The sequence below is a fragment of the Pseudomonas sp. MYb118 genome (genome assembly GCF_040947875.1).
Taxonomy (GTDB): Bacteria; Pseudomonadota; Gammaproteobacteria; order Pseudomonadales; family Pseudomonadaceae; genus Aquipseudomonas.
The window spans coordinates 1,338,475-1,364,000 of record NZ_JBFRXN010000002.1; the positions used below are offsets into that span (position 1 = coordinate 1,338,475).

Below are 25,526 nucleotides of genomic sequence, written 5' to 3' on the forward strand. Positions count from 1 at the left end.
AGAGTAATGGTTGTCTGGACGACCCTATCGCGAGCAGGCTCGCTCCCACAGGTTTACTGAACACCACAAACATACTGTGGGAGCGAGCCTGCTCGCGAAGAGGCCAGACCAGCCGCCGATCCAGTCAGATCAGCCCCCCAACCCCGCCGCCACCAACATCTCCTCCATCCCCAAAAGATCCGGCACCTTCGCCACCTGGTCAGCCACCTGTACCGCCGCTTTTTCCAGCGGGCACAGCGGCACGTCGACGTAGCTCAACTGGCTGTCGAGCTTGTGCGAGCGCGGGATGCCCTGGACCAGCATGGCGATGAAGCGCAGTTCCGGGCGGGCGCCCAGGGCGTTGAGGATGACGATGCGGGCGCGTTCGCCGATGACGATCTTGTTGCCGCAGGCCGATTCGAAGCTGATCAGCGGGATCTGCCGGTTGCGCCAGGTGACCCGGCCCAGATACCACGGCGGGTTGTCGAGGTCGAAGGCGGCCGACTGGTAGTCGATCAATTCGGCAATCGCCACGTTGGGCAGGATCAGCGTGCGGTCGGCCAGGGGCAGCAGCAGCCCGGTGAGGTTGCTGGTGCGATGTTCAAGCATGGGTTTTGCTCCACAGGGCGATGCTGTCGAGCAGCACCGACTCCTGGTATGGCTTGCCGAGGTAGTCGTTGACGCCAATCGCCATGGCGCGATCGCGGTGTTTCTGCCCGGTGCGAGAGGTGATCATGATGATCGGCAGGTGCCGCAGGCGTTCGTCGGCGCGCACCTGGGTGGCGACCTCGAAGCCGTCCATGCGCGGCATCTCGATGTCCAGCAGCATCAGGTCGGGCATGTGGTCTTCGAGCAACAACATGGCATCCACACCGTCCTTGGCGGTGAGCACGCTCATGCCGTGGCGTTCGAGCAGGCGGCTGGTGACCTTGCGCACGGTGACCGAGTCGTCGACCACCAGCACCAGCAACGGTTTCTGCGGCTCGGACTCGCTGGCCTGGCCTGGCGAGCGTTGCGCCAGTTGCCTCTGCATCGCGCGCAGCGGCGCCAGCAAATCAAGAATCAGCACCACTCGACCGTCGCCGAGGATCGTCGCCCCGGACAAGCCCTGTACCGCCGCGAACTGTGGGCCGAGGCTTTTCACCACGATCTCGCGGGTGCCGGCCATGGCATCGACCTGCACGGCGATGTGGCGCTCGTTGCACTGCACCAGCAGCAACGGCAACGGCTGGCTCTGGCCCAGCAGCTTGGGACGCGTGGCGGTTTTCAGCAACTCGCCCAGGTAGCACAGCTCGTAGCGTTGCCCCGCGTATTGGTAGGTCGGCGGATCGAGACGGTAATGCTCGTCGAGCTCACCGGGCAGCACCCGCACGATGCCGTCGATGGTGTTCAGCGGGATCGCATATTGATCCTCGGCGCATTGCACCATCAACGCGCGGTTGACCGACACGGTGAACGGCAGGCGAATGCGGAAATGCACGCCCTGCCCCGCCACCGAGTCGATGCTCATGTTGCCACCCAGTTGCCGAACTTCCTCATGGACCACGTCCATGCCCACGCCCCGCCCGGAGATCTGGGTAATTTTCTCGGCAGTGGAAAACCCCGGTTGCAGGATGAATTGCAGCACGTCGCGGTCGCTGACGTCGTTGTCCGGCGCGAGCAAGCCGCGCTTGATCGCCTTGCGCCGCACCGCGTCCAGTGGCACCCCGGCACCGTCGTCGCGGATGTCGAAAATCATGTCGCCGCCCTCGCGGGACAGGTCGAGGGTGATCCGCCCCTGCGCCGGTTTGCCTGCCGCCAGCCGTACCTCGGCTGACTCCAGGCCATGGTCGACGGCATTGCGCAGCATGTGTTCCAGTGGGGCCGCCATGCGCTCCAGCACGTTGCGATCCATCTCGCCTTCGGCGTTGCCGACCACGAAGGCCACGTCCTTGCCCAGCTCGCTGGCGACCTGGCGGACGATACGCTTCAAGCGCGGCAACATGCGCTCGAACGGCACCATGCGCGTGCGCATCAGGCCTTCCTGCAAATCGCTGTTGATGCGGCCCTGCTGTTGCAGCAGGTTCTGCGCATCCTGATTGCGTCGGTCGAGGGTTTCCTTGAGGTCCAGCAAATCCGAGGCGGATTCGAACAATGCCCGCGACAGTTGCTGCAACTGCGAGTGGCGATCCATTTCCAGCGGGTCGAATTCCTCATAGCCGGAACGTTCGGCATCTACCTGCTGACGGCTGAGGATCCGTCCCTGGGTTTCGGTATCGAGCCGGCGCAACTGGTCGCGCATGCGTTCGATGGTAGTTTCCATTTCGTTGAGCGTGACCTGCGCATCGTTGGCCTGCTGCTCGATCCGACCATGGAAGATCGAGGTTTCCCCGGCCAGATTGACCAGATCATCGAGCAGCTCCGCCGAGACCTTGACCATGTCGGCACCGGCATCGACCGGTGGCGCGGGGGCCTCGACCCTGGGCGTGGCCGGCACCGGCGGCGCTGCTTGCTGAACCTGCGGGTGACTGAAATTACGGATCGCTTCGATCAGCCGGTCCGCGGGCGGTAACGGCTGCCCGGCGCGGGTGGCATCGAGCATCTGCGCCAGCCGGTCATGGCTGCTTTGCAACAGGCCGAACAGCGCCTCGGTGGGTTTCAGTACGCCGGCAGACAAGCCTTCATAGAGAAACTCCAGCTCATGGGCGAGGTCGCCGATGGCGGTGATTTCGACCATCCGTGCACCGCCCTTGAGCGTGTGCAAATCGCGCAGCAGGGTTTCCACTTCCTGTCGGTTCGAAGGTTCTGCCTGCCAGCGCACCAGCGCCGCGCCGGAACTCTCGATAATGTCGAAACCTTCCTCCAGGAAGATGTCCAGCAGTTCCGGGTCATGCCCCGGCGCGTCCTCGGCCCGTGGGTGCTCGACGGCTTCAGGTGCGCCGGCCTTGCCCTGGCGGAACTCGCGGATGGCTTCGATCAACTGGGCCGGATCGCTCAGCGGCTTCTGCGTCTGCAATTGCTCAAGCAGTTGAGCCAGCCGGTCATGACTTTGTTGCAGCAGGTGGGCCAAGGCTTCCGCGTGGGTGTAGCGGCGATCGACCAAGCCTTCATAGAGGCTTTCCAGCTCATGGGCGAGGTCGCCGACCGGTTCCACTTCGGCCATCCGCGCACCGCCCTTGAGCGTGTGCAGATCGCGTTGCAGGGACAGCAGCGGCGCAGCGTTCTCCGGGTCGTCCAACCAGCGCTGCAAGGCCTGGCCGGCGCTTTCGAGGATGTCCACCGCCTCTTCGAGAAAGATCGAGACGATCTCGTCGTCGAGTTCGGCCGGGTTCGTGCTGTGTTCAAGCTCCGCGGTGGCGCCACTCAGCTCGCGGATGCTCAGGGTGCGGCTGCCGTCACTGCGAATCAGGCCCATGGCCGACGGGTCGAGCCCCTCATCGAGCAAGTCGCGCAAGGCCCGGATGCGTTGCGGCTGCGGGCTGACTTCCTGGCCGGCGGCCAGTTCATCGAGCATGTTGATCAGCGCTTCGTGCGCACCTTGTGCCTCGTGGAAAAACCGCTCGTTGACCGCCAGGCTGCTTTCCTCGACCGCGCCATACAGGTCGAGCAGGGCTTCACAGAGTTCGTCCACCGGATGCAGGTCGGCCAAATGCGCGCCTTCGCCGAGGGTGGTCAATTCATCGAGCAGGGCACTGAGTTCCTGACGCTCGCCGGGGTGCTGCTGCCAGCGCTGCAACAGGCTTTCGGCGTCGAGCAGGATGTCCATGCCCTGGGCCAGGAAGTTGTTGATCAGTTGCGGATCGCGCTTGGTGCGCTGTGCCGCGCTCGGTGCCGATAACAAGGTTTGCAGACGCTCGGCCAGCACCGCCTGAGCCCTCTGGATCAGCGTCTCCGCCCCCGGAATCGGCGCCAGCGGATCGACCTTGAGCTGTCGCAGGCCAAGACGGAACAGGCCCTCGGCTTCCAGCAGCAATTCCACCTCGTCCAGGTCCAGGGCAATCAGGTGCGCCTTGTACTCACGGGCGAGCATGTCCAGCGGCACCGCCAGCTCGTAGATCGGCAACACGCCGGCCATCGAGGCGCTGCCCTTGAGCGTGTGCAAGGCCCGTTGCAACTCGTCACTGGCCGGCAGCGGCACATGCTCGGCGGCCTGGTCGAGGAAGCGGTTGAGGCTGGCCAGGTGCGTTTCGGCTTCCTTGCGGAAGATCTCCAGCAACAACGGGTCGAGGGCCGCGACATCCTGCGAGTCCTCATCGGCCGGTGGCGCTTCACCCTTGGCAAGGGCGTGAGCGAGCGCGGCCAACTGATCGACATCGTTGCGCTGACGCTGGTGGTGATCGGCGTATTCGTCGATCAATTGCGGCAACAGCTCCAACACATCGCCCAGCAGCTTCTGCACCGCCGGCAGCGGCTGCACGCTGTGTTCGAGCACACGGTTGAGCAGGTTTTCCACGGCCCAGGCCAGTTCGCCCAGCACCAGCGCCCGCACCATGCGGCCACTGCCCTTGAGCGTGTGAAAAGCCCGGCGCAATTCGACCAGGCTCGACTCATCGGCGGGATCGGCCAGCCAGCGCGGCAAATATTCGCGCAGGATGCCCAACACTTCATCGGTTTCCTCGAGGAATACTTCGCGCAGTTCCTCGTCCACCGGCCCTTCGTCGGCCGGAGGCGGCAACAGGCTGCCCGGCGTGTTCAGCGCCGGCGGGTTGACCGCCGCCAGCGGGTTGGCCAGCACATCGGCGAGGGTCTGCACCACATCGGGATCGTCCAGCTCCTGCAAATCCTGCATGACCTGGGCTTCGCTCGGGCTGAGTACATCGTCGAGCACCGGCACATCCTGTTCGCTGGGGAAAAAGCCGAGCGAGGCCAGGCTGGTTTCAGCGACGTCGAGCAACTGTTCGCTGGCCGACTCGGGGTCGTCACCGAGGCGCTCCAGGTAATACTCGATGCTGGTGATCACGTCGGCCAGGCTGTCCAGCTCTTCCCAGTCGGGTTGCCCCGGCTCCACCAACAGGTGATCGCGAATGAAATGATTGCAGGTGTCGACCAGGCTCGCCGCCCGGCCCAGGCCGATCAGGGCCAATGCGCCGCGCACCTGGGTCAGCAGCGCCGGCAGCGGTTGCAGGGTCTGGCGGTCCCAGTCGGCGTCGATGTAATCGACGATCATGTCCTTGGCCTGTTGCAGGCAGATGCGCGCTTCCTTGATCACGATCTGGTGGATCTGCGTCAGGTCGGTGGTCGGCAGGCTGCTGTCTTCCTGGCTTTGCGTCTCGACGGTGCCGACCATGCCGGCCAGCGTCGCCTCGACATAAAGCAAGGCGCCGGCGACGTCCATCAGGACCGCGTCGTCGGGCTCGCGCTGGCCCTGGACCAGGCTCAGCACCACCGCCAACTGATCAATGATGACTTTGCGCGGCTGGCCGAAGCCGAGCACCGCCAGGGTGTCGGCGATTTGCCGCAACGGTGCGAGCAGGCTATCGAGGTCGGCGGTGTGCTGGCGGTCACTGCGCACGAACAGGTCGAGACGCTCCTTGACCCGCACCAGCTCTTCGCACAGCGCCGCCAGCACCGAGCGCATCGCATCACGGTCGGGCCCGGCCAGCCGTACGCGTTCCTCGTCGACGGCCGCGCTGTGAGGCAGTGCGTCGTCCAATGCGTAGCGATCTTTCATGGTCAGTGGGGCTTCATCAAGCGGCAGCAGGTCCGGCCATAGCGCGAACAGGTTGGTTTCCGACAACAGGCTTTCACCACGGGCACTGCGCAGATCATTGATCAGCGGCAACACCACCAGCGGCAGGTCGCGTCGCGCGCCCTGGACACGGTCGAGGTAGATCGGCAACTGCCCGAGGGCCTGCATCAGCAGGTGAATCGCTTCGTCACGATGGCTGACGCGGTGGTGCAGCACGGCATCGGCCAACTGTTCCATTTCCTCGGCAAGCAACGCCGCGCCGTAGAACTCGACCATCTGCAAGCTGCCATGGACCTGGTGAATACACGCCAGGCATTCCTCCAGGGCGTGCGTCGCCTGTGGATCATCCAGCAAGGTTTCCATTGCCTGATGAGCCACTTTCAACGTTTCGGCAATCTCGCCCTTGACCCATTCGAGGGCTACATAGTCGTGCCGATCAGCCATAACGACTCCCGCGCCTCACACTTTATCCACAGTCTGCGCCTTGGCGGCCGGCAAGGTGAAACCCGACACCGAGCGACGCAGCTGGCTGGCCATTTTCGCCAGGTTGCCGATGCTCTCGGCGGTGGCGGTAGAACCGGACGAAGTCTGCGTAGTGATCTGCTGGATCACGTTCATCGTCAGGGAAATCTGGCCGGCCGACGAGGTCTGTTGCTGGGCGGCGTTGGAAATGCTCTGGATCAGCGCCGCCAGGGTCTTGGAAACCCCTTCGATTTCTTCCAGGGCCACTCCGGCATCCTGCGCCAGACGCGCGCCGCGCACCACTTCGGTGGTGGTCTGTTCCATGGAAATTACCGCTTCGTTGGTGTCGGCCTGAATCGCCCGCACCAGGGTTTCGATCTGCCGGGTCGCTGCGGACGAACGTTCGGCCAGCCGCTGGACTTCATCGGCCACCACGGCGAAACCGCGTCCGGCATCGCCGGCCATGGACGCCTGGATCGCCGCATTGAGCGCGAGGATGTTGGTCTGATCGGCAATGTCATCGATCAGACTGACAATGTCGCCGATTTCCTGGGACGACTCGCCCAGACGCTTGATGCGCTTGGCCGTGTCCTGAATCTGCTCGCGGATGTTGTCCATGCCATGGATGGTGTTGTGCACCACCTCATTGCCCTTGTTGGCGATTTCCACCGAACGTTCAGCCACCGCCGAAGATTCGGCGGCGTTGGCCGAGACCTGGTCGATCGACTGCGCCATGTCGTTGATCGCCGTGGAGGCCTCGCTGATCTGCTGGGCCTGATGTTCCGAAGCCTGCGCCAGGTGCATGGCGGTGGCCTGGGTTTCCTGTACCGCGGCGGCAACCTGACCGGCGGTCAGGTTGATGGTGGCCACCAGATCGCGCAGCTGGTCCACGGAATAGTTGATCGAGTCGGCGATGGTCCCGGTGAAATCCTCGGTCACCGAGGCCGTCACGGTCAGGTCGCCGTCGGCCAGGTCCTCGATCTCGTCGAGCAGGCGCATGATCGCGTTCTGATTGCGCTCGTTCTTCTGTGCGGTCTCGCGCAACTGACGGTTGGTTTCACGCACCATCACCATGCCGATGAGGATGATCGACGCCAGCGCCAGCAGGCCCAGCACATAGCCGCCGATGGTGTCGGTGTCACGCCCGCCGGCGAGGTTTTCCAGGCGGATGGCCAGTTGCGAGGCCTCGTCGAGCAGGGTTTGCGACAGGCTGAAGATATTGGTCGCCGATTCGCGGACCTTGAACAGCTCCGGCGAGGTTTCAAGGATTTCATCCACCGACCCCGAGACGAACTCGAACAGCTCGGAAATCTCCGTCAGCCGGGCGCGGGCATCGCGGTCCTCGACCTGGCTGATCTTAAGCGCCGGGTTGCCTTGCAGCATGCCGGTGAGCACCTGGCCGAAGCGGGTGGCGTCACGACCGAAGGCATCGGCGGCCTGCTGGGAGTTTTCATCGCCCGACAACACGGTGTTCACCGCGCCGAGAATCCGCTCGGCCAACAGCGACTGACGCTGGGCCATTGCCACTTGTGCAGCAGGCGCACCCCGTTGCAGGAGGATTTCAACGACCTTTTCGTATTCGATCTGCAACTGCGGCACGGTTTCGGCCAGGGTCGCGGCCACCTGATGCAGGGACAACACGGTCTGCTCGCTGGACAGGATCGCATCGGTGTTTTTCAGCAGGCGCTCCCAATCCATTTGCACGGCGCGCATTTCCGGGCGTACCGAGGACGGAGCCGGCGGCAGGCCGGTGGCCGGGTCACCTTTTTTCAGGTATCCCCAGCGCTGGGCAAAGTCGTTGCGGGCGTCGCTGAGCAACTTGAACGCCGCCGCCTTGCCGGCCGCCGCTTCGGTGGCGTTCTTGGCAATGCGCTGGGACAGCACGCGCAGTTCCCCCGCGTGGCCGATGTACTGTTTGTCGTACGTGGCCTGCGTGTTGAGGTAAGCGAAGTTGGCGAACAGCAGCATGATGAAGATGATCAGCGCGATGAACAGCACGATGATCTGCGATCGACTGCGCGACCCTTCCGGCTTGCCTGGTTTTGCTTTCGTCATCGGTCCTCGCCCATTTGAACCTTGCCTTTTTGACCCTGCTCAAGACATCTCTGTAGGAGCGGGCTTGCCCGCGATGACGGTGTGTCAGACAGGAATGTCTCGACTGACAGACCGCCATCGCGGGCAAGCCCGCTCCTACAGAACAGCTACATTCATGAAACCCGGCGACCGTGCCAGCGCGAACGGGCTGAACACTCGCCAGTCCCGCTCCCGGCGGAAATGCCCGTGCACGAACTCGGCCTTGGCGCCCTGTCGCTCACCCACCGGCAGCGGCTCGAAATTGTCCTGTTCGAAATGCTGCAGGCCTGAAACCTCATCGACCAGCAACCCGGCGAACACGTCCTCGTGCTCCACCACCAGCACCCGTCGCTGCTTGCGCAGTGGCGACAGTTCATGGCCGAAAAAGCCGCACAGATCCATCATCGGCAACAGGCGCCCACGCAGGTTGGCCACGCCCTTGACCCAGGGTTTGACCCCCGGCAGGTGCGTGAGCCGTGGCTCATGCAGGATTTCGCTGACTTCGCCCATCGGCGCGACATACCAGTGCTCGCCGAGGCGAAAACCGATGCCGCTCCAGCCGTCCTGCCGGGTAGGCTGGGACGGCAGGTCCGCCGCCAGCAGGCGGCAGCGCTGGTCGATCTGCAGCAGCAGTTCGAAGGCGGTCAGCGACTCGGTCATGGCCGCACGATCAACCGGCCAGCACGTTGTTCAGGGTCTTGATCAGGGTGTCTTCATCGACCGGCTTGGTCAGGTAGTCTTTGGCGCCCTGGCGAGTGCCCCAGACCTTGTCGGTTTCCTGGTCCTTGGTGGTGATGATGATCACTGGAATGTGCCCGGTTTCCGGGTCCTTGGTCAGCTGGCGGGTCGCCTGGAAGCCGTTGAGGCCGGGCATGACGATGTCCATCAGCACGGCGTCGGGTTTTTCCTGGCGGGCGAGTGCCACGCCGTCGGCGCCGTTTTCGGCCTTCAACACTTCATGACCGTGCTTTTCCAGCATGCCGGTCAGTTTGTACATTTCGGTCGGCGAATCATCGACGATCAGAATACGTGCCATGGTTTTCCCCATTCTTCTTGTCAACGCCAGGCCCGTTGGCCAGGCGTCACTGCGTGTCCTGTTGCGGCAAAACGGCGGCGAAGCCCGGTACATGGGCCTGGATCGCGTTCAGCAATTCTTCCCTGCTGAAAGGCTTGGTCAAAAACTGGTCGGAACCGACGATGCGCCCCTTGGCCTTGTCGAACAAGCCGTCCTTGGACGACAGCATGATCACCGGCGTGGACTTGAACGCAGGGTTGTTCTTGATCAGGGCGCAGGTCTGATAACCATCCAGGCGCGGCATCATGATGTCGACAAAGACAATGCCAGGATGATTATCGGCAATCTTGGCCAGGGCATCGAAACCGTCGATGGCCGTGATGACCTCACATCCTGCGTTCTTCAGCAATGTTTCGGCGGTGCGGCGAATCGTCTTCGAATCGTCGATCACCATGACCTTCAAGGCGCTGGAATGCTGATCCATAAATGCTCTACCGTCGCCTTTGCGAATCAATTTGTCCGTTTGCGGACCTTCGGTGGCTCGAAACCCTTGATACGCAAGGGTCCGTACGACATGGCAGCCTTTTTAGCACAGTCTCAGGAGGCAATCTATCGGCCAGCCTGCTCGATGGTTTTTCCTTGACCGGGGACACACTCGGCGCCACTCTGACGCCACTTTTTCGTGACCTTCGGGTTGATGCTGATCCCTTGTAGGAGCGAGCTTGCTCGCGATGGCGGCGTGTCAGCCGACATCGGATCGCGAGCAAGCTCGCTCCTACAGGTCATCGACAGCCCCCATCTTTTGAGGAATGACCCATGAGCGTTCGCGTCGGGATTGTCATGGACCCTATCGCCAGCATTTCCTATAAAAAGGATAGTTCGCTGGCCATGCTGCTGGCTGCGCAGAAGCGCGGCTGGGAACTGTTCTATATGGAACAGCGCGATCTCTATCAGCTCGAGGGCCAGGCCCGGGCGCGGATGCGTCCGTTGAAAGTGTTCGCCAACCCGGAAAAATGGTTCGAACTGGACGCCGAGCAGGATTCGCTGCTCAGCGATCTGGACGTGATCCTGATGCGCAAGGATCCGCCGTTCGACATGGAGTTCGTGTACTGCACCTATCTGCTGGAGCAGGCCGAGAGCGCCGGCGTGCTGGTGGTGAACAAGCCGCAAAGCCTGCGCGATTGCAACGAAAAGCTGTTTGCCACGCTGTTCCCGCAGTGCACGCCACCGACCGTGGTCAGCCGCCGCGCCGACGTGCTGCGTGAGTTTGCCGCCAAACATGGCGACGTGATCCTCAAGCCCCTGGACGGCATGGGCGGCACGTCGATCTTCCGTCACCGCGCGGGCGATCCGAACCTGTCGGTGATCCTCGAGACCCTGACCGCACTGGGCAACCAGCAGATCATGGGCCAGGCCTACCTGCCGGCGATCAAGGACGGCGACAAACGCATCCTGATGATCGACGGCGAGCCTGTGGATTACTGCCTGGCGCGCATTCCCGCCGCTGGCGAAACCCGCGGCAACCTGGCCGCCGGTGGCCGTGGCGAAGCCCGCCCGCTGAGCGAGAAGGATCGCTGGATCGCCGCGCAAGTCGGCCCGACCCTGCGCGCCAAAGGCCTGTTGTTCGTCGGCCTGGACGTGATCGGCGAGCACCTGACCGAGATCAACGTCACCAGCCCGACCTGCATTCGCGAGATCGATAATGCCTTCGGCACCGACATCGGCGGCATGCTGATGGAGGCCATTGATCAGAAGCTCAAGGCTCGTTGATATAGAACACCCAAGAAGGAACCAACATTGCGTTATCATCCGCGACCTGTAAAAAACGCGATGTTGGTTGCCTTGTCATGACACTTCCGTCCGATCTGCCCGCTGAACTCGCCCACCGTGGCGTGCGCCCGGCCGATCGCCTCGGATTTACCCTGTTCCTGGCGGCACTGGTGCACCTGGCGTTGCTGCTGGGCGTAGGGTTCACCATGGTCGAACCGCAGAAGATCAGCAAAACCCTGGAAATCACCCTCGCCACCTTCAAGAGCGAAAAGAAGCCGCAGAAGGCTGACTTTCTCGCCCAGGAAAACCAGGAAGGCAGCGGCACCCTGGATAAAAAGGCGATCCCCAAGACCACCGAGGTCGCGCCGTTCCAGGACAACAAGGTGCAGAAATTCACGCCTCCGCCGGCGGCCAAGCCTGAGGCCCCGCAAGCTGCGCCCAAGGCGGCCGTAGCCACCGTGGCACCCAAGCCGAAAAAAGCACCGACCAAGACTGAAGAACCCAAGCCCGTCACCCAGCCTGCCGTGGCGGCGCCCACTTTCGACACCGAACAACTGTCCAGCGACATCGCCAGCCTGGAAGCCGAACTGGCCCAGGAACAACAGCTCTACGCCAAGCGCCCGCGCATCCACCGCCTGAGCGCGGCATCGACCATGCGCGACAAGGGCGCCTGGTACAAGGACGAGTGGCGCAAGAAGGTCGAACGCATCGGCAACCTCAACTACCCCGAGGAAGCTCGCCGCAAGCAGATCTACGGCAACCTGCGACTGATGGTCTCGATCAACCGCGACGGCTCGCTGTATGAAGTGCTGGTGCTGGAATCCTCCGGCCAGCCGCTGCTCGACCAGGCCGCACAGCGCATCGTGCGCCTGGCCGCGCCGTTTGCACCGTTTACCGGCGACCTGTCGGACATCGACCGCCTGGAAATCATCCGCACCTGGAAATTCGCCCGCGGGGATCGCCTGTCCAGCAACTGATCGCGGCCCCCTGCCCCCCTGCCCCTGTAGGAGCGAGCTTGCTCGCGATGGTCGTCAACGATAACGCTGGCTACCTGATACCCCACAGCGCTCTCAGGCCCATCGCGAGCGAGCTCGCTCCTACAGTTGAGGGTGAATTCGTTTTACGGTGCATCCCCAGCTTGTCAGTTCGCCCCCCGAACGCCACACTAGCGCTCATGAAAAATGTCAGCCCCAGTTACCTCAAGCATCACTTCCTGATCGCCATGCCTCACATGGCCGACCCGAACTTTGCGCACACCTTGACCTACATCGTCGAGCACACGGCCAATGGTGCCATGGGGCTGGTGGTCAACCGTCCGCAAGACCTGAACCTGGCCGACATCCTCGAGCAATTGCGCCCGGATATCGAGCCGCCACTGCTGTGCCAGCACGTGCCGATTTTCATCGGTGGCCCGGTGCAGACCGATCGCGGCTTCGTTCTGCACCCCTCGGGGCAGAAGTATCAGGCGACCGTTGATCTGGAAGGCGAACTCTCGCTGTCCACCTCCCAGGACGTACTGTTCGCCATCGCCGACGGCGTCGGCCCGGCCAAGAGCCTGATCACCCTGGGCTACGCCGGCTGGGAAGCCGGGCAGCTGGAATCGGAACTGGCGCAGAACGCCTGGCTGACCTGCCCTTACGACCCCGACATCCTGTTCAACACCAGCAGCGAACTGCGCCTGGAAGCAGCGGCCCGGCACCTGGGTGTCAACCTCAGCCTGCTCACCAGCCAGGCGGGGCACGCCTGATGGCCCTGCGCCTGATCCTGGGTTTCGACTACGGCACCAAACAGATCGGCGTGGCGGTCGGCCAGGTCGTTACCGGCCAGGCGCGCGAGCTGTGCACGCTGAAGGCACAAAACGGCGTTCCCGACTGGAATCAGGTCGAAGCCCTCATTAAAGAGTGGAAGCCCGACGCGGTCGTGGTCGGCCTGCCGCTGAACATGGATGGCACGCCCAGCGACATGTGCGCCCGCGCGGAAAAATTCGCCCGGCGCCTCAATGGCCGCTTCAACCTGCCCTTCTATACCCATGATGAACGCCTGACCACCTTCGAGGCCAAGGGCGAGCGCCTGGCCCGTGGCGGACAGAAAGGCAGTTACCGAGACAATCCGGTGGACGCCATCGCCGCCGCCCTGCTGCTGCAAGGCTGGCTCGACGAAAACGGCGAGCTGTTCGAAACCTGATGCATTTAACCCAAAGAGCCGCCTAGCGGCTCTTTTAGTGAAGACCCGAGCCAACTTGCGCACCAACGGTCTCGGCCCAAGAAGGAGCAACCATGAGCCTGCCAAATCCCGCCGAACTGATCAGCCAGATGGCGATCCGTCTCAAGGCACACCTGGAACACCGGGGCATCCGCGAACCGCGCTTCATCGGTATCCGTACCGGCGGTGTCTGGGTCGCCCAGGCCCTGCTCAAGGAGCTGGGCAGCGCTGAACCGCTGGGCACGCTCGACGTTTCCTTTTATCGCGATGACTTCAGCCAGAACGGCCTGCACCCGCAGGTGCGCCCTTCGGCCCTGCCGTTCGAGATCGAAGGCCAGGACCTGGTGCTGATCGACGACGTGCTGATGAGCGGCCGGACCATCCGCGCGGCGATGAACGAACTGTTCGACTACGGCCGCCCGGCCAGCGTGACCCTGGTCTGCCTGCTGGACCTGGACGCCGGCGAACTGCCGATCCGCCCGAACGTGCTCGGTGCGACCCTGTCCCTGGCCGCCCACGAACGCGTGAAGTTGTCGGGCCCGGAACTGTCGCTCGAAGTCCAAGACCTCGCCCTTTAATCCGCCCTATTGAGAGTCCCCCTCGCGATGACGCCTCCAGACACCAAGCGCCCGCTGCAGCTCAATGATCAGGGCCAGCTGCGCCACTTCCTCTCGCTCGACGGCCTGCGCCGCGAGTTGCTGACGGAAATCCTCGACACCGCCGACTCGTTCCTCGAGGTTGGCGCACGGGCCGTGAAGAAGGTCCCGCTGCTGCGCGGCAAGACCGTGTGCAACGTGTTCTTCGAGAACTCCACCCGTACCCGTACCACCTTCGAGCTGGCGGCACAGCGCCTATCCGCCGACGTGATCACCCTGAACGTGTCCACGTCGTCGGCGAGCAAGGGCGAAACCCTGCTCGATACGCTGCGCAACCTGGAAGCCATGGCCGCCGACATGTTCGTCGTGCGCCACGGTGATTCCGGTGCCGCGCACTTCATCGCCGAACATGTGTGCCCGCAAGTGGCGATCATCAATGGCGGCGACGGCCGGCACGCGCACCCGACCCAGGGCATGCTCGACATGCTGACGATCCGCCGCCACAAGGGCGGCTTCGAAAACCTTTCGGTGGCCATCGTCGGCGACATCCTGCACTCGCGGGTCGCGCGCTCGAACATGCTGGCCCTGAAAACCCTCGGCTGCCCGGACATCCGCGTGATCGCGCCCAAGACCCTGCTGCCGATCGGCATCGAACAGTACGGCGTGAAGGTCTACACCGACATGGCCGAAGGCCTCAAAGACGTCGATGTGGTGATCATGCTGCGCCTGCAACGTGAACGCATGGCCGGTGGCCTGCTGCCCAGCGAAGGCGAGTTCTACCGCCTGTTCGGCCTGACCACCGCGCGCCTGGCCGGGGCCAAGCCGGACTGCATCGTCATGCACCCGGGACCGATCAACCGTGGCGTGGAAATCGAGTCGGCGGTGGCCGACGGCCCGCACTCGGTGATTCTCAACCAGGTGACCTACGGCATCGCCATTCGCATGGCGGTGCTGTCGATGGCCATGAGCGGGCAGACCGCGCAGCGCCAATTGGAACAAGGACAATTCGAGCAGGAGAACGCCCAGTGAAGCTCAGCATTCTCGGCGCCCGTGTCATCGATCCAGCCAGCGGCCTGGATCAAGTAACCGATATCCACATCGAAGCCTGCAAGATCGTCGCCATTGGCGCCGCGCCAGCCGGTTTCGTCGCCGTCGACAGCATCGACGCCAAGGGTCTGGTGGCCGCACCGGGCCTGGTTGACCTGAACGTCGCCCTGCGCGAGCCGGGGTACAGCCGCAAGGGTTCGATCGTCAACGAAACCCGCGCGGCCGCGGCCGGCGGCGTGACCAGCCTGTGCTGCCCACCGAAGACCAAACCGGTGCTGGACACCTCGGCCGTCGCCGAGTTGATCCTCGACCGCGCCCGCGAGGCCGGCAACACCAAGGTGTTCCCGATCGGCGCCTTGAGCAAGGGCCTGGACGGCGAACAACTGGCGGAACTGGTGGCCCTGCGCGACGCCGGTTGCGTGGCGTTCGGCAACGGCCTGGACAGCTTCCGCAACACCCGCACCCTGTGCCGGGCGCTGGAATACGCGGCGACCTTCGACCTGACGGTGATTTTCAACTCCCAGGACCACGACCTGGCCGAAGGTGGCCTGGCCCACGAAGGCCCGACCGCGAGCTTCCTCGGCTTGCCGGGCATCCCGGAAACCGCCGAGACCGTCGCCCTGGCCCGGGACCTGCTGCTGGTCGAGCAAAGCGGCGTGCGCGCGCACTTCAGCCAGCTCACCAGTGCCCGTGGCGTGGCCCTGATTGCCCAGGCCCAGGCCCGCGGCTTGCCGGTGACCGCCGATGTCGCCCTGTACCAGTTGATTCTGACTGACGAAGCGCTGATCGACTTCAGCAGCCTCTATCACGTCCAGCCGCCGCTGCGCACCCGCGCCGACCGCGATGGCCTGCGTGAAGCGGTGAAGTCCGGGGTGGTCTCGGCCATTTCCAGCCATCACCAACCCCATGAACGGGACGCCAAGCTCGCGCCGTTCGGTGCGACCGAGCCGGGCATCAGCAGCGTCGAACTGCTGCTGCCGCTGGCAATGACGCTGGTGGAGGATGGCCTGCTGGACCTGCCGACACTGCTGGCACGGCTGAGCGCCGGCCCTGCCGAGGCGCTGCGCCTGCCGGCCGGTAAACTGGCGGTGGGTGGCGCGGCGGACATCGTGCTGTTCGACCCGGCGGCCTCAACCCTGGCCGGTGAAAGCTGGTTGTCCAAGGGCGAGAACTGCCCGTTCATCGGGCACAGTTTGCCGGGCGTGGTGCGGTATACGTTGGTGGATGGGCGGGTGAGTCACCAGGCTTAGGTCCACCGTTCGACCGCTATCGCGAGCAAGCTCGCTCCTACAGGTGTCAGTGAATGCCTGTGGGAGCGAGCCTGCTCGCGATGACTTACCCGAACGTGCCGCGATTCTGTGCGTTACGCACGGAAACCTGATCGTTCAGTGTCCAGAAGTCATACAGCACACCCAGGAAGAACAAGCCACCCGTGAGCAGGTACAGCAAGCCGCTGATCCACTTGCCCTGGTACATCCGGTGCACGCCGAACACCCCGAGGAACGTCAGCAGGATCCACGCGACGTTGTACTCGACGGGCCCCGAGGTAAAACGCAGGTCGGCTTCACGGTCCATCGACGGGATCAGGAACAGGTCGATCAGCCAGCCAATCCCCAGCAGACCGAAGGTGAAAAACCAGATCGTCCCGGTCACCGGCTTGCCGTAATAAAAGCGGTGGGCGCCGGTGAAACCGAAGATCCACAGCAGGTAACCGATCACCTTGCTATGGGTGTCGTGATGCGGTTGATAGGTGTTCATGAAAGACCTCAATTCACACGATAGATAAATATTCTTTAAATCTTTGTGACTTTTTTACGAGTGCCCGACGGATGGCAAGTGCTACCTTGGATGCCGTCAAACCCTTATAGCTGCTGGTTCCTGTCGGACAATTGCGTCAATTTGCCGCCTTTTTGGTTCCCTTAGAACCTGGCGGAATCGACCAACGGCCTCGGGAAGCCAAAAAAAGCTGTTATAAAGTTTCGCGCTAATTCATACGAGCCTTGCCTAATGCGTCCATTTTTCAAGACATGGCTAACCATTTGCCTATTATTGCCACTGGCCGCCCACGCCACCAATCGTGAGCAACGTCTTCCGAACGTTAATGGTTACACCCCAAAATCCCATGCTTCTGCTCCTTCGAGCAAAAGCAAGAAGTCGATCAAAGCCGCTCCACAACTGAGCAGCAGCAAAAGCAGCCTGGTGCCTCCGATGGGCACCAAGGAAAGCAGCAATGTGCTGAGCCGCGCGGTGAACGTCCTCGGTACGCCCTACCGTTGGGGCGGCAGCAGCCCGAGTAAAGGCTTCGATTGCAGCGGCCTGGTCAAATACGCGTTCAACGACGCGACGTTCGACCTGCCACGTACTTCGAATGCCATGGCCAGCGGTCATGGCGAGAAAGTCGATCGCAAGGACCTCAAGCCGGGCGACCTGATTTTTTTCAACATCAAGAGCCGTCGAGTCAATCACGTTGCCATCTACCTGGGCAACGACCGCTTCATCCACGCGCCGCGCCGTGGCAAGTCGGTGACCATCGACACCCTGAAGAAGCCGTATTGGGAGAAGCACTACGTGGTCGCCAAGCGGGTTCTGCCGAAAGAGAAGAACAGCCTGCAGGTTGTTCAGCGCTGATTTGATGCTCCGGGTTTGATCCGGAATCTGCATCACGCCTCATGGCCTCATCGCGAGCAAGCTCGCTCCTACAGGGGAGATTGCATCTTCTGTAGGAGCGAGCTTGCTCGCGATGGGGGCCTTGCCCCCACCTCTCACTCAAAAGTTATCCGGCGACCGCGCTTTTTCCCGCGCATGCTCGCGGCTGATCAAGCCCTTGGTCACCAACTCCTTCAGGCACATGTCCAGCGTCTGCATCCCCAGGCTCCCGCCCGTCTGAATCGACGAGTACATCTGCGCAACCTTGTCTTCGCGGATCAGGTTACGGATCGCCGGCGTGCCCAGCATGATTTCATGGGCGGCGATTCGCCCGCCGCCGACCTTCTTGATCAGCGTCTGCGACACCACCGCCAACAGTGACTCGGAGAGCATCGAGCGCACCATCGACTTCTCTTCCCCCGGAAACACGTCCACCACCCGGTCGATGGTTTTCGCCGCCGAGGTGGTGTGCAGCGTGCCGAACACCAGATGCCCGGTTTCCGCAGCCGTGAGCGCCAGGCGAATGGTTTCCAGGTCACGCATCTCACCGACCAGGATGACATCCGGGTCTTCACGCAGGGCCGAGCGCAGGGCGGTGGCGAAACTGCGGGTATCACGGTGGACTTCGCGCTGATTGATCAGGCATTTGCGCGACTCGTGAACGAATTCGATTGGGTCTTCGATGGTCAGGATGTGGTGATGGCGATTGTTGTTCAGGTAGTCGATCATCGCCGCCAGGGTGGTCGACTTGCCGGACCCCGTCGGCCCGGTCACCAGCACCAGGCCCCGGGGTGACTCGGTGATCCGCCGGAACACCTCGCCCATGCCCAGATCGTCCATGCTCAACACCTTCGACGGAATGGTGCGAAACACCGCACCCGCGCCCCGGTTCTGGTTGAAGGCATTGACCCGGAAGCGGGCGACACCGGGCACATCGAAGGAAAAATCGGTTTCCAGGTGCTTTTCGAACTCCATGCGCTGATGGTCGTTCATGATGTCGTACACCAGCGCCTGAACCTCCTTGTGATCCAGCGCGGGCAGGTTGATGCGCCGGACGTCGCCGTCCACACGAATCATCGGTGGCAGCCCGGCAGACAGGTGCAGGTCGGACGCGCCCTGTTTGGCGCTGAACGCCAGCAGCTCAGTGATATCCATAGCACTCCTCAATTCCAGTAGAATGCCGCCAACCTCAGACCGCTGGCGCCTCTTGAATGTCCACGATAGCAGACAACATTGCACGGGTTAGTTCACGCATCCGGGCTGCCGCCCTCGCCGCCCATCGCGACGAGCACAGCGTGCAGCTGCTGGCGGTGAGCAAGACCAAGCCCGTAGAAGACCTGCGCGAAGCGTACGCCGCCGGCCTCCGCGACTTCGGCGAGAACTACCTGCAGGAAGCCTTGGGCAAACAGCTCGAATTGGCTGATCTGCCCTTGATCTGGCACTTCATCGGCCCCATTCAGTCGAACAAGACTCGCGCTATTGCCGAACACTTCGCCTGGGTGCACTCCGTGGATCGACTGAAAATCGCACAACGCCTGTCCGAGCAACGCCCGGCGGATCTGCCGCCCCTGAACATCTGCATCCAGGTCAACGTCAGCGGTGAAGCCAGCAAGTCCGGCTGCACCCCGGCCGACCTCCCGGCCCTGGCCCAGGCCATCAGTGAACTGCCGCGTCTCAAGCTGCGCGGGCTGATGGCCATCCCTGAGCCGACCGAAGATCGCGCCGCCCAGGACGCTGCTTTTGCTGCCGTGCAGAACCTGCAAGCCAGCCTCGGCCTGCCACTCGACACCTTGTCCATGGGCATGAGCCACGACCTCGAGTCGGCCATCGCCCAGGGCGCCACATGGGTCCGTATTGGTACGGCCCTGTTTGGCGCCCGCGACTATCCACCTGTGCATGGCCAATCTTGAGCGATGGCTGACACCTCTCTTTATAAGGATCTGACATGAGCAAGACTCGTATTGCCTTTATCGGTGCCGGCAACATGGCCGCCAGCCTGATCGGCGGCCTGCGCGCCAAGGGCCTGGATGCCGCGCAGATCCGCGCCAGCGACCCGGGCGCAGAAACCCGCGCCAAGGTCAGCGCCGAACACGGCATCGAAACCTTCGCCGACAACGCGCAAGCCATCCAGGGCGCGGATGTGGTGGTGCTGGCGGTCAAACCCCAGGCGATGAAAGCCGTCTGCGAAGCCATTCGCCCAAGCCTTGCGCCGAATCAGCTGGTGGTGTCGATTGCCGCCGGCATCACCTGCGCCAGCATGAACAACTGGCTGGGCGCCCAGCCGATCGTGCGCTGCATGCCCAACACCCCGGCGCTGCTGCGTCAGGGCGTGAGCGGCCTGTTCGCCACCGCCCAGGTGACTGCCGAGCAGCGCCAGCAGGCCCAGGAACTGTTGTCGGCGGTGGGCATCGCCCTGTGGCTGGACGAAGAACAGCAACTGGACGCGGTCACGGCCGTCTCGGGCTCCGGCCCGGCGTACTTCTTCCTGCTGATCGAGGCCATGACCGCAGCGGGCGTGAAGCTCGGCCTGCCCGCGGATATCGCCGCCCAACTGACCCTGCAAACCGCGCTGGGTGCCGCGCACATGGCGGTGTCCAGCGATGTCGATGCCGCCGAACTGCGTCGCCGCGTGACATCACCAGCGGGCACCACAGAAGCTGCAATCAAATCGTTCCAGGCTGGTGGCTTCGAGGCGCTGGTCGAAAAAGCACTGGGTGCCGCTGCGCACCGCTCGGCCGAGATGGCCGAACAACTGGGTCAATAAGGAGCCTTACATGATTGGATTGAACACCGCAGCGGTCTACGTGCTGCAAACCCTCGGCAGCCTGTACCTGCTGATCGTGCTGCTGCGCTTCGTGCTGCAACTGGTACGCGCGAACTTCTACAACCCGCTGTGCCAGTTCGTGGTCAAGGCCACCCAGCCGCTGCTCAAGCCCCTGCGCCGGATCATTCCGAGCCTGTTCGGCCTGGACATGTCTTCGCTGGTGCTGGCGATCATCGTGCAGATGGCACTGATGGCCCTGACCCTGCTGCTGACCTACGGTACCACCGGCAACCCGCTGCAACTGCTGATCTGGTCGCTGATCGGCGTGACCGCGCTGTTTCTGAAGATCTTCTTCTTTGCCTTGATCATCAGCGTGATCCTCTCGTGGGTCGCCCCGGGCAGCCACAACCCGGGCGCCGAACTGGTCAACCAGATCTGCGAACCGGCCCTGGCACCCTTCCGCCGCATCCTGCCAAGCATGGGTGGCCTGGACATCTCGCCGATCCTCGCGTTCATGGTGCTCAAGCTGATCGACATGCTGGTGATCAACAACCTCGCGGCGATGACCATGATGCCGGAGATTCTGCGTCTGCTGATCTAAAGGCATTGTCGGCTGCCTGAATGCCCACGGTGCCTGATACACCATCGCGAGCAGGCTCGCTCCCACAGGGTTAATCCGATCCAATGTGGGAGCGAGCCTGCTCGCGATGAATTCACCCCCCCCCGAAAAGAATCATCCCGGCCCTTCGCTTGCCGCTGACCCCACCGGTCTTTAGACTTACGCCTCATTTCAACGAGAGCAGGGTCGATGCCAGCTGCCTTCCCCCCCGATTCTGTTGGTCTGGTGACGCCGCAAATGGCGCACTTCAGCGAGCCTTTGGCCCTGGCCTGTGGCCGTTCGCTGGCAGCCTATGACCTGATTTACGAGACCTATGGCACGCTGAACGCCACGGCGAGCAACGCCGTGCTGATTTGCCACGCCCTGTCCGGCCACCACCACGCCGCCGGCTATCACAGCCCCGACGACCGCAAGCCCGGTTGGTGGGACAGCTGCATTGGTCCAGGCAAACCGATCGACACCAACAAGTTCTTCGTCGTCAGCCTGAACAACCTCGGCGGTTGCAACGGCTCCACCGGCCCCAGCAGCCTCAACCCGGAAACCGGCAAGCCGTTCGGCGCCGACTTTCCGGTACTGACCGTGGAAGACTGGGTGCACAGCCAGGCACGCCTGGCCGATCTGCTCGGCGTACAGCAATGGGCGGCGGTGATTGGCGGCAGCCTCGGCGGCATGCAGGCGTTGCAGTGGACCATGACCTACCCGGACCGCGTGCGTCACTGCCTGGCCATCGCCTCGGCACCCAAGCTGTCGGCGCAGAACATCGCGTTCAACGAAGTGGCGCGCCAGGCGATCCTCACCGACCCCGAGTTCCACGGCGGTTCGTTCCAGGAAGCGGGCGTGATCCCCAAGCGCGGCCTGATGCTGGCGCGGATGGTCGGGCACATCACTTACCTGTCCGACGACTCCATGGGCGAGAAATTCGGCCGGGGCCTGAAGAGCGAAAAGCTCAACTACGACTTCCACAGCGTCGAGTTCCAGGTCGAAAGCTACTTGCGTTACCAGGGCGAGGAATTCTCCGGGCGTTTCGACGCCAACACGTACCTGCTGATGACCAAGGCACTGGACTACTTCGACCCGGCAGCGAACTTCAACGATGACCTGGCGAAAACCTTCGCCAACGCCACTGCAAAGTTCTGCGTGATGTCCTTCACCACCGACTGGCGCTTCTCCCCTGCCCGTTCGCGGGAGCTGGTGGACGCACTGATGGCCGCCCGGAAAGACGTCTGCTACCTCGAGATCGACGCTCCGCAAGGCCACGATGCCTTCCTGATTCCGATCCCGCGTTATTTGCAGGCGTTCGGCAATTACATGAACCGTATTGCGTTGTGAGAAAGCCATGAGAGCTGATCTGGAAATCATCCAGGAATGGATCCCCGCCGGCAGCCGCGTGCTCGACCTCGGCTGCGGTGACGGCGAGCTGCTGACCTGGCTGCGCGACAACAAGCAAGTCACCGGCTACGGCCTGGAAAACGATGCGGACAACATCGCCCAGTGCGTGGCCAAGGGCATCAATGTCATCGAGCAGGACCTGGACAAGGGCCTGGGCAACTTCGCCAGCAATAGCTTCGACATCGTGGTCATGACCCAGGCGCTGCAAGCGGTGCACTACCCGGACAAGATCCTCGACGAAATGCTGCGTGTCGGTCGCCAGTGCATCATCACCTTCCCCAACTTCGGTCACTGGCGCTGCCGCTGGTACCTGGCGAGCAAGGGCCGCATGCCGGTTTCGGAGTTCCTGCCGTACACCTGGTACAACACACCGAACATCCACTTCTGCACTTTCGAAGACTTCGAGGAACTTTGCCGCGAACGTGAAGCGAAGGTCATTGATCGGCTTGCCGTGGATCAACAGCACCGCCATGGGTGGGCCAGTAAGCTATGGCCTAATCTATTAGGTGAGATCGGTATCTACCGTGTCAGCAGCCCGGGGCTCGCTGATCACCAGATCGCGGTCTGAACCGCGCCATTGCAAGGAGAACGGTCATGGGTCGTCTAGCGCTTTTCTTACTCACTGCTTGCCTGAGTGTCACGGCCATGGCCGCTGATGCGATCAAGAGCGATCGCCAGGAACAGTTCGGTGATGTGACGGTGCACTACAACACCTTCAATTCAACGTACCTGACGCCTGACATCGCCAAGTCGGCGGAGCTGATCCGCAGCAAGAACCAGGGCGTGATCAACGTCTCGGTGCTCAAGGACGGCAAGCCGCTGATGGCCAACGTCACCGGGACGGTCAAGGACCTGACCAGCCAGAGCGTGCCCCTGAGCTTCAAGCAGATCACCGAGCAGGGCGCGATCTACTACATCGCCCAGTACCCGGTGCCGCAGCAGGAAACCCGCACCTTCGAGATCAAGGTGCAGACCGGTGATAAGATCAACACCCTCAACTTCAACCAAGAGCTGTTCCCCGGCGAATGATCAATCTCACGCAACTCGTATTGGCCAGCCATAACGCCGGCAAACTCAAGGAACTCCAGGCCATGCTCGGCCAGTCGGTGCAACTGCGCTCGATTGGCGAATTCAGCAGCGTCGAGCCTGAAGAAACCGGCCTGTCGTTCGTCGAGAATGCCATCCTCAAGGCCCGCAACGCCGCGCGCATTTCCGGCTTGCCGGCACTGGCCGACGATTCCGGGCTGGCGGTGGACTTCCTTGGCGGTGCGCCGGGCATCTACTCGGCCCGCTATGCCGACGGCAAGGGCGACGCGGCGAACAACGCCAAGCTGCTCGACGCACTGAAGGACGTACCCGACGCCGAGCGCGGCGCGCAGTTCGTCTGCGTACTGGCGCTGGTGCGCCACGCCGATGACCCGCTGCCGATCCTCTGTGAAGGGCTGTGGCATGGCCGCATCCTGCACCAGGCCAGCGGCGAACACGGTTTTGGCTACGACCCGCTGTTCTGGGTGCCGGAGCGCGATTGCTCCAGCGCCGAGCTGAGCCCGGCCGACAAGAACCAGATCAGTCACCGCGCCCGTGCAATGGATCTGCTGCGCCAGCGTCTGGGCTTGAAATGACCCCTGAATCACCTGCGTTGCCGCTGATCCATGGCGGCGACGCCCGCTCCTCCCGCTCGGCCCTGCCGCTGCTGCCGCCCCTGGCGCTGTACATCCACATCCCGTGGTGCGTACGCAAATGCCCGTATTGCGACTTCAACTCCCACACCGCCAGCCCTGAGCTGCCGGAAGAGGAATACGTCGACGCCCTGCTGGCCGACCTCGACCAGGACCTGTACGCCGTCCATGGCCGCCAGCTGAGTTCGATCTTCTTCGGTGGCGGCACGCCCAGCCTGTTCAGCGCACAGGCGCTGGGGCGCCTGCTTGAGGGCGTCGAGCAACGCATCCCGTTTGCCCAGGACATCGAAATCACCCTAGAAGCCAACCCCGGCACGTTCGAGCAGGACAAGTTCGTCGCCTACCGGGCGCTGGGGATCAATCGCCTGTCGATCGGCATCCAGAGTTTCCAGCAGGAAAAGCTCAAGGCCCTGGGGCGCATCCACAACGGTGACGAAGCGGTACGTGCCGCTGGCATGGCGCGTCAGGCCGGGTTCGACAACTTCAACCTGGACCTCATGCACGGCTTGCCTGACCAGTCCCTGGACGACGCCCTGGCCGACCTGCGCACCGCCATTGCCCTGAAACCGACGCACCTGTCCTGGTATCAGCTGACCCTGGAGCCCAACACCGTGTTTTGGAACCAGCCGCCGACGCTGCCGGAAGACGACACCCTGTGGGACATCCAGGAGGCCGGCCAGGCCCTGCTGGCCGAGCACGGTTACGCGCAATACGAAGTCTCGGCCTATGCGCAGCCCGGCCGCGCGGCACGGCACAACCTCAACTACTGGAGTTTTGGCGACTTCATCGGCATCGGCGCCGGCGCCCACGGCAAGCTCAGCCACCCGGACGGGCGCATCGTGCGCACCTGGAAAACGCGACTGCCCAAGGACTACCTGAATCCGGCGAAAAACTTCAAGGCTGGCGAAAAGGCCCTCGCCGATGATGAAATGCCGTTCGAATTCCTGATGAACGCCCTGCGCCTGACCGAAGGCGTCGAGTCGCGCTTGTACCCTGAGCGCACCGGCATGTCGCTTTCGAGCCTGGCCGAAGGCCGGCGCGACGCCGAACAAAGCGGGCTGTTGCAGGTCGAACCGTCACGTCTGGCGGCCACCGAACGCGGACAGCTGTTTCTCAATGACTTGCTGCAAAAATTTCTGACCTAAGGATATCGAATGGATCTGGTACTCGACCTGCTCGCCACCGTGTCTCGCTGGAGCCGCAGCAACCTCTCGGAAATCGCCCTGGCCCTGGTGGGCTGCCTGCTGGTGCTGTTCGGTGCGGATTTCAAAGGCTGGGTCGAGCAACGCCTGGGCAGCATCGCCGGCGCCCTGCGCGTCCCGCTGATGGCCCTGCTGTGCATGATCGGCAGCGGCGCCGCGCTGATCTACGCCACGCCGTGGGTGGTGCGCGGCTTGAGCCAGTTCAACAACTACAGCCTGGCGCCGGTGTTGTTGGTGGTGTTGGTGCTTATCGGCGTAGTAGCTGACCGCAAGTAACGCCTCATCCAACCACAAACAACTGTGGGAGCGAGCCTGCTCGCGATGAGGCCGTGTCAGTCGACATTAATGTTGAATGACACACCGCAATCGCGAGCAGGTCGAATCGTCGCACCGTCGCTCCCACAGGTGATACAGC

Annotated in this window: 25 protein-coding genes; 17 read left to right on the plus strand and 8 right to left on the minus strand. The window is 63.0% G+C overall.

Annotated features, from left to right (window positions below; translation table 11 throughout):
- Nucleotides 1–129: 129 nt before the first annotated feature.
- From ABVN20_RS11990 to pilG, 6 genes are all read right to left on the minus strand, one after another.
- Entirely contained in the window at nucleotides 130–588 is a 459-nt protein-coding gene (locus tag ABVN20_RS11990) for a chemotaxis protein CheW (RefSeq protein WP_368555838.1), read from the minus strand.
- Complete coding sequence (locus ABVN20_RS11995; protein WP_368555839.1) at nucleotides 581–6,091, minus strand: Hpt domain-containing protein; 5,511 nt, start codon at nucleotides 6,089–6,091, stop codon at nucleotides 581–583. The genes ABVN20_RS11990 and ABVN20_RS11995 overlap by 8 nt, the downstream gene beginning before the upstream one ends.
- A 15-nt stretch (nucleotides 6,092–6,106) precedes the next feature.
- Nucleotides 6,107–8,164, minus strand: coding sequence for a methyl-accepting chemotaxis protein (locus ABVN20_RS12000; RefSeq protein ID WP_368555840.1), 2,058 nt, complete (start codon nucleotides 8,162–8,164; stop codon nucleotides 6,107–6,109).
- A gap of 135 nt (nucleotides 8,165–8,299) precedes the next feature.
- Nucleotides 8,300–8,842, minus strand: coding sequence for a chemotaxis protein CheW (locus tag ABVN20_RS12005; RefSeq protein WP_368555841.1), 543 nt, complete (start codon nucleotides 8,840–8,842; stop codon nucleotides 8,300–8,302).
- A gap of 10 nt (nucleotides 8,843–8,852) precedes the next feature.
- A complete protein-coding gene (gene pilH, locus ABVN20_RS12010; protein WP_007897961.1) occupies nucleotides 8,853–9,218 on the minus strand; it encodes a twitching motility response regulator PilH in 366 nt (121 codons plus the stop codon).
- 46 nt (nucleotides 9,219–9,264) lie between these two features.
- Nucleotides 9,265–9,681 (minus strand): twitching motility response regulator PilG, encoded by a 417-nt coding sequence (gene pilG / locus ABVN20_RS12015; protein ID WP_368555842.1) that lies wholly within the window; start codon nucleotides 9,679–9,681, stop codon nucleotides 9,265–9,267.
- Nucleotides 9,682–10,013: 332 nt separating this feature from the next.
- Here pilG and gshB point away from each other — a divergent pair, with 332 nt between their 5' ends.
- From gshB to ABVN20_RS12050, 7 genes are all read left to right on the plus strand, one after another.
- Nucleotides 10,014–10,967 (plus strand): glutathione synthase, encoded by a 954-nt coding sequence (gshB, locus tag ABVN20_RS12020; protein ID WP_368555843.1) that lies wholly within the window; start codon nucleotides 10,014–10,016, stop codon nucleotides 10,965–10,967.
- A gap of 77 nt (nucleotides 10,968–11,044) precedes the next feature.
- Nucleotides 11,045–11,944, plus strand: coding sequence for an energy transducer TonB (locus ABVN20_RS12025; RefSeq protein ID WP_368555844.1), 900 nt, complete (start codon nucleotides 11,045–11,047; stop codon nucleotides 11,942–11,944).
- Nucleotides 11,945–12,141: 197 nt separating this feature from the next.
- On the plus strand, nucleotides 12,142–12,714 hold the full coding sequence (locus ABVN20_RS12030) for a YqgE/AlgH family protein (RefSeq protein ID WP_368555845.1): 573 nt from the start codon (nucleotides 12,142–12,144) through the stop codon (nucleotides 12,712–12,714).
- Nucleotides 12,714–13,151: a Holliday junction resolvase RuvX gene (gene ruvX / locus ABVN20_RS12035; RefSeq protein ID WP_368555846.1), complete on the plus strand. Its 438-nt coding sequence runs from the start codon at nucleotides 12,714–12,716 to the stop codon at nucleotides 13,149–13,151. Before ABVN20_RS12030 ends, ruvX begins: the two co-directional genes overlap by 1 nt.
- A gap of 92 nt (nucleotides 13,152–13,243) precedes the next feature.
- On the plus strand, nucleotides 13,244–13,747 hold the full coding sequence (pyrR, locus tag ABVN20_RS12040; RefSeq protein ID WP_368555847.1) for a bifunctional pyr operon transcriptional regulator/uracil phosphoribosyltransferase PyrR: 504 nt from the start codon (nucleotides 13,244–13,246) through the stop codon (nucleotides 13,745–13,747).
- A 27-nt stretch (nucleotides 13,748–13,774) separates the two neighbouring features.
- On the plus strand, nucleotides 13,775–14,794 hold the full coding sequence (locus ABVN20_RS12045; RefSeq protein WP_368555848.1) for an aspartate carbamoyltransferase catalytic subunit: 1,020 nt from the start codon (nucleotides 13,775–13,777) through the stop codon (nucleotides 14,792–14,794).
- Complete coding sequence (locus ABVN20_RS12050) at nucleotides 14,791–16,062, plus strand: dihydroorotase (protein ID WP_368555849.1); 1,272 nt, start codon at nucleotides 14,791–14,793, stop codon at nucleotides 16,060–16,062. The genes ABVN20_RS12045 and ABVN20_RS12050 overlap by 4 nt, the downstream gene beginning before the upstream one ends.
- An 85-nt stretch (nucleotides 16,063–16,147) precedes the next feature.
- On the opposite strand, the gene ABVN20_RS12055 is transcribed toward ABVN20_RS12050, so the two are convergent.
- Nucleotides 16,148–16,570 (minus strand): NINE protein, encoded by a 423-nt coding sequence (locus ABVN20_RS12055; protein ID WP_368555850.1) that lies wholly within the window; start codon nucleotides 16,568–16,570, stop codon nucleotides 16,148–16,150.
- A 249-nt stretch (nucleotides 16,571–16,819) separates the two neighbouring features.
- On the opposite strand from ABVN20_RS12055, the gene ABVN20_RS12060 reads away from it, so the two are divergent.
- Nucleotides 16,820–17,440, plus strand: a complete 621-nt coding sequence (locus ABVN20_RS12060) for a C40 family peptidase (protein WP_368555851.1) — start codon at nucleotides 16,820–16,822, stop codon at nucleotides 17,438–17,440.
- Between the two features lie 138 nt (nucleotides 17,441–17,578).
- Here the strand turns inward: ABVN20_RS12060 and ABVN20_RS12065 are convergent, their stop codons facing one another.
- Complete coding sequence (locus tag ABVN20_RS12065; protein ID WP_368555852.1) at nucleotides 17,579–18,613, minus strand: type IV pilus twitching motility protein PilT; 1,035 nt, start codon at nucleotides 18,611–18,613, stop codon at nucleotides 17,579–17,581.
- Between the two features lie 56 nt (nucleotides 18,614–18,669).
- On the opposite strand from ABVN20_RS12065, the gene ABVN20_RS12070 reads away from it, so the two are divergent.
- From ABVN20_RS12070 to ABVN20_RS12110, 9 genes are all read left to right on the plus strand, one after another.
- On the plus strand, nucleotides 18,670–19,368 hold the full coding sequence (locus tag ABVN20_RS12070; protein ID WP_368555853.1) for a YggS family pyridoxal phosphate-dependent enzyme: 699 nt from the start codon (nucleotides 18,670–18,672) through the stop codon (nucleotides 19,366–19,368).
- A gap of 35 nt (nucleotides 19,369–19,403) precedes the next feature.
- Complete coding sequence (proC, locus tag ABVN20_RS12075) at nucleotides 19,404–20,222, plus strand: pyrroline-5-carboxylate reductase (protein ID WP_368555854.1); 819 nt, start codon at nucleotides 19,404–19,406, stop codon at nucleotides 20,220–20,222.
- A gap of 10 nt (nucleotides 20,223–20,232) precedes the next feature.
- A complete protein-coding gene (locus ABVN20_RS12080; RefSeq protein ID WP_368555855.1) occupies nucleotides 20,233–20,823 on the plus strand; it encodes a YggT family protein in 591 nt (196 codons plus the stop codon).
- A gap of 207 nt (nucleotides 20,824–21,030) precedes the next feature.
- Nucleotides 21,031–22,170, plus strand: coding sequence for a homoserine O-acetyltransferase (locus ABVN20_RS12085; RefSeq protein ID WP_368555856.1), 1,140 nt, complete (start codon nucleotides 21,031–21,033; stop codon nucleotides 22,168–22,170).
- Between the two features lie 7 nt (nucleotides 22,171–22,177).
- Nucleotides 22,178–22,798, plus strand: a complete 621-nt coding sequence (gene metW, locus ABVN20_RS12090; protein ID WP_368555857.1) for a methionine biosynthesis protein MetW — start codon at nucleotides 22,178–22,180, stop codon at nucleotides 22,796–22,798.
- Nucleotides 22,799–22,824: 26 nt separating this feature from the next.
- On the plus strand, nucleotides 22,825–23,259 hold the full coding sequence (locus tag ABVN20_RS12095; protein WP_368555859.1) for a DUF4426 domain-containing protein: 435 nt from the start codon (nucleotides 22,825–22,827) through the stop codon (nucleotides 23,257–23,259).
- Entirely contained in the window at nucleotides 23,256–23,852 is a 597-nt protein-coding gene (gene rdgB / locus ABVN20_RS12100) for an RdgB/HAM1 family non-canonical purine NTP pyrophosphatase (RefSeq protein WP_368555861.1), read from the plus strand. Before ABVN20_RS12095 ends, rdgB begins: the two co-directional genes overlap by 4 nt.
- A complete protein-coding gene (gene hemW, locus ABVN20_RS12105; protein ID WP_368555862.1) occupies nucleotides 23,849–25,054 on the plus strand; it encodes a radical SAM family heme chaperone HemW in 1,206 nt (401 codons plus the stop codon). The genes rdgB and hemW overlap by 4 nt, the downstream gene beginning before the upstream one ends.
- 9 nt (nucleotides 25,055–25,063) lie before the next feature.
- Nucleotides 25,064–25,387 (plus strand): DUF3392 domain-containing protein, encoded by a 324-nt coding sequence (locus ABVN20_RS12110; RefSeq protein ID WP_368555863.1) that lies wholly within the window; start codon nucleotides 25,064–25,066, stop codon nucleotides 25,385–25,387.
- The last annotated feature ends 139 nt before the right edge of the window (nucleotides 25,388–25,526 follow it).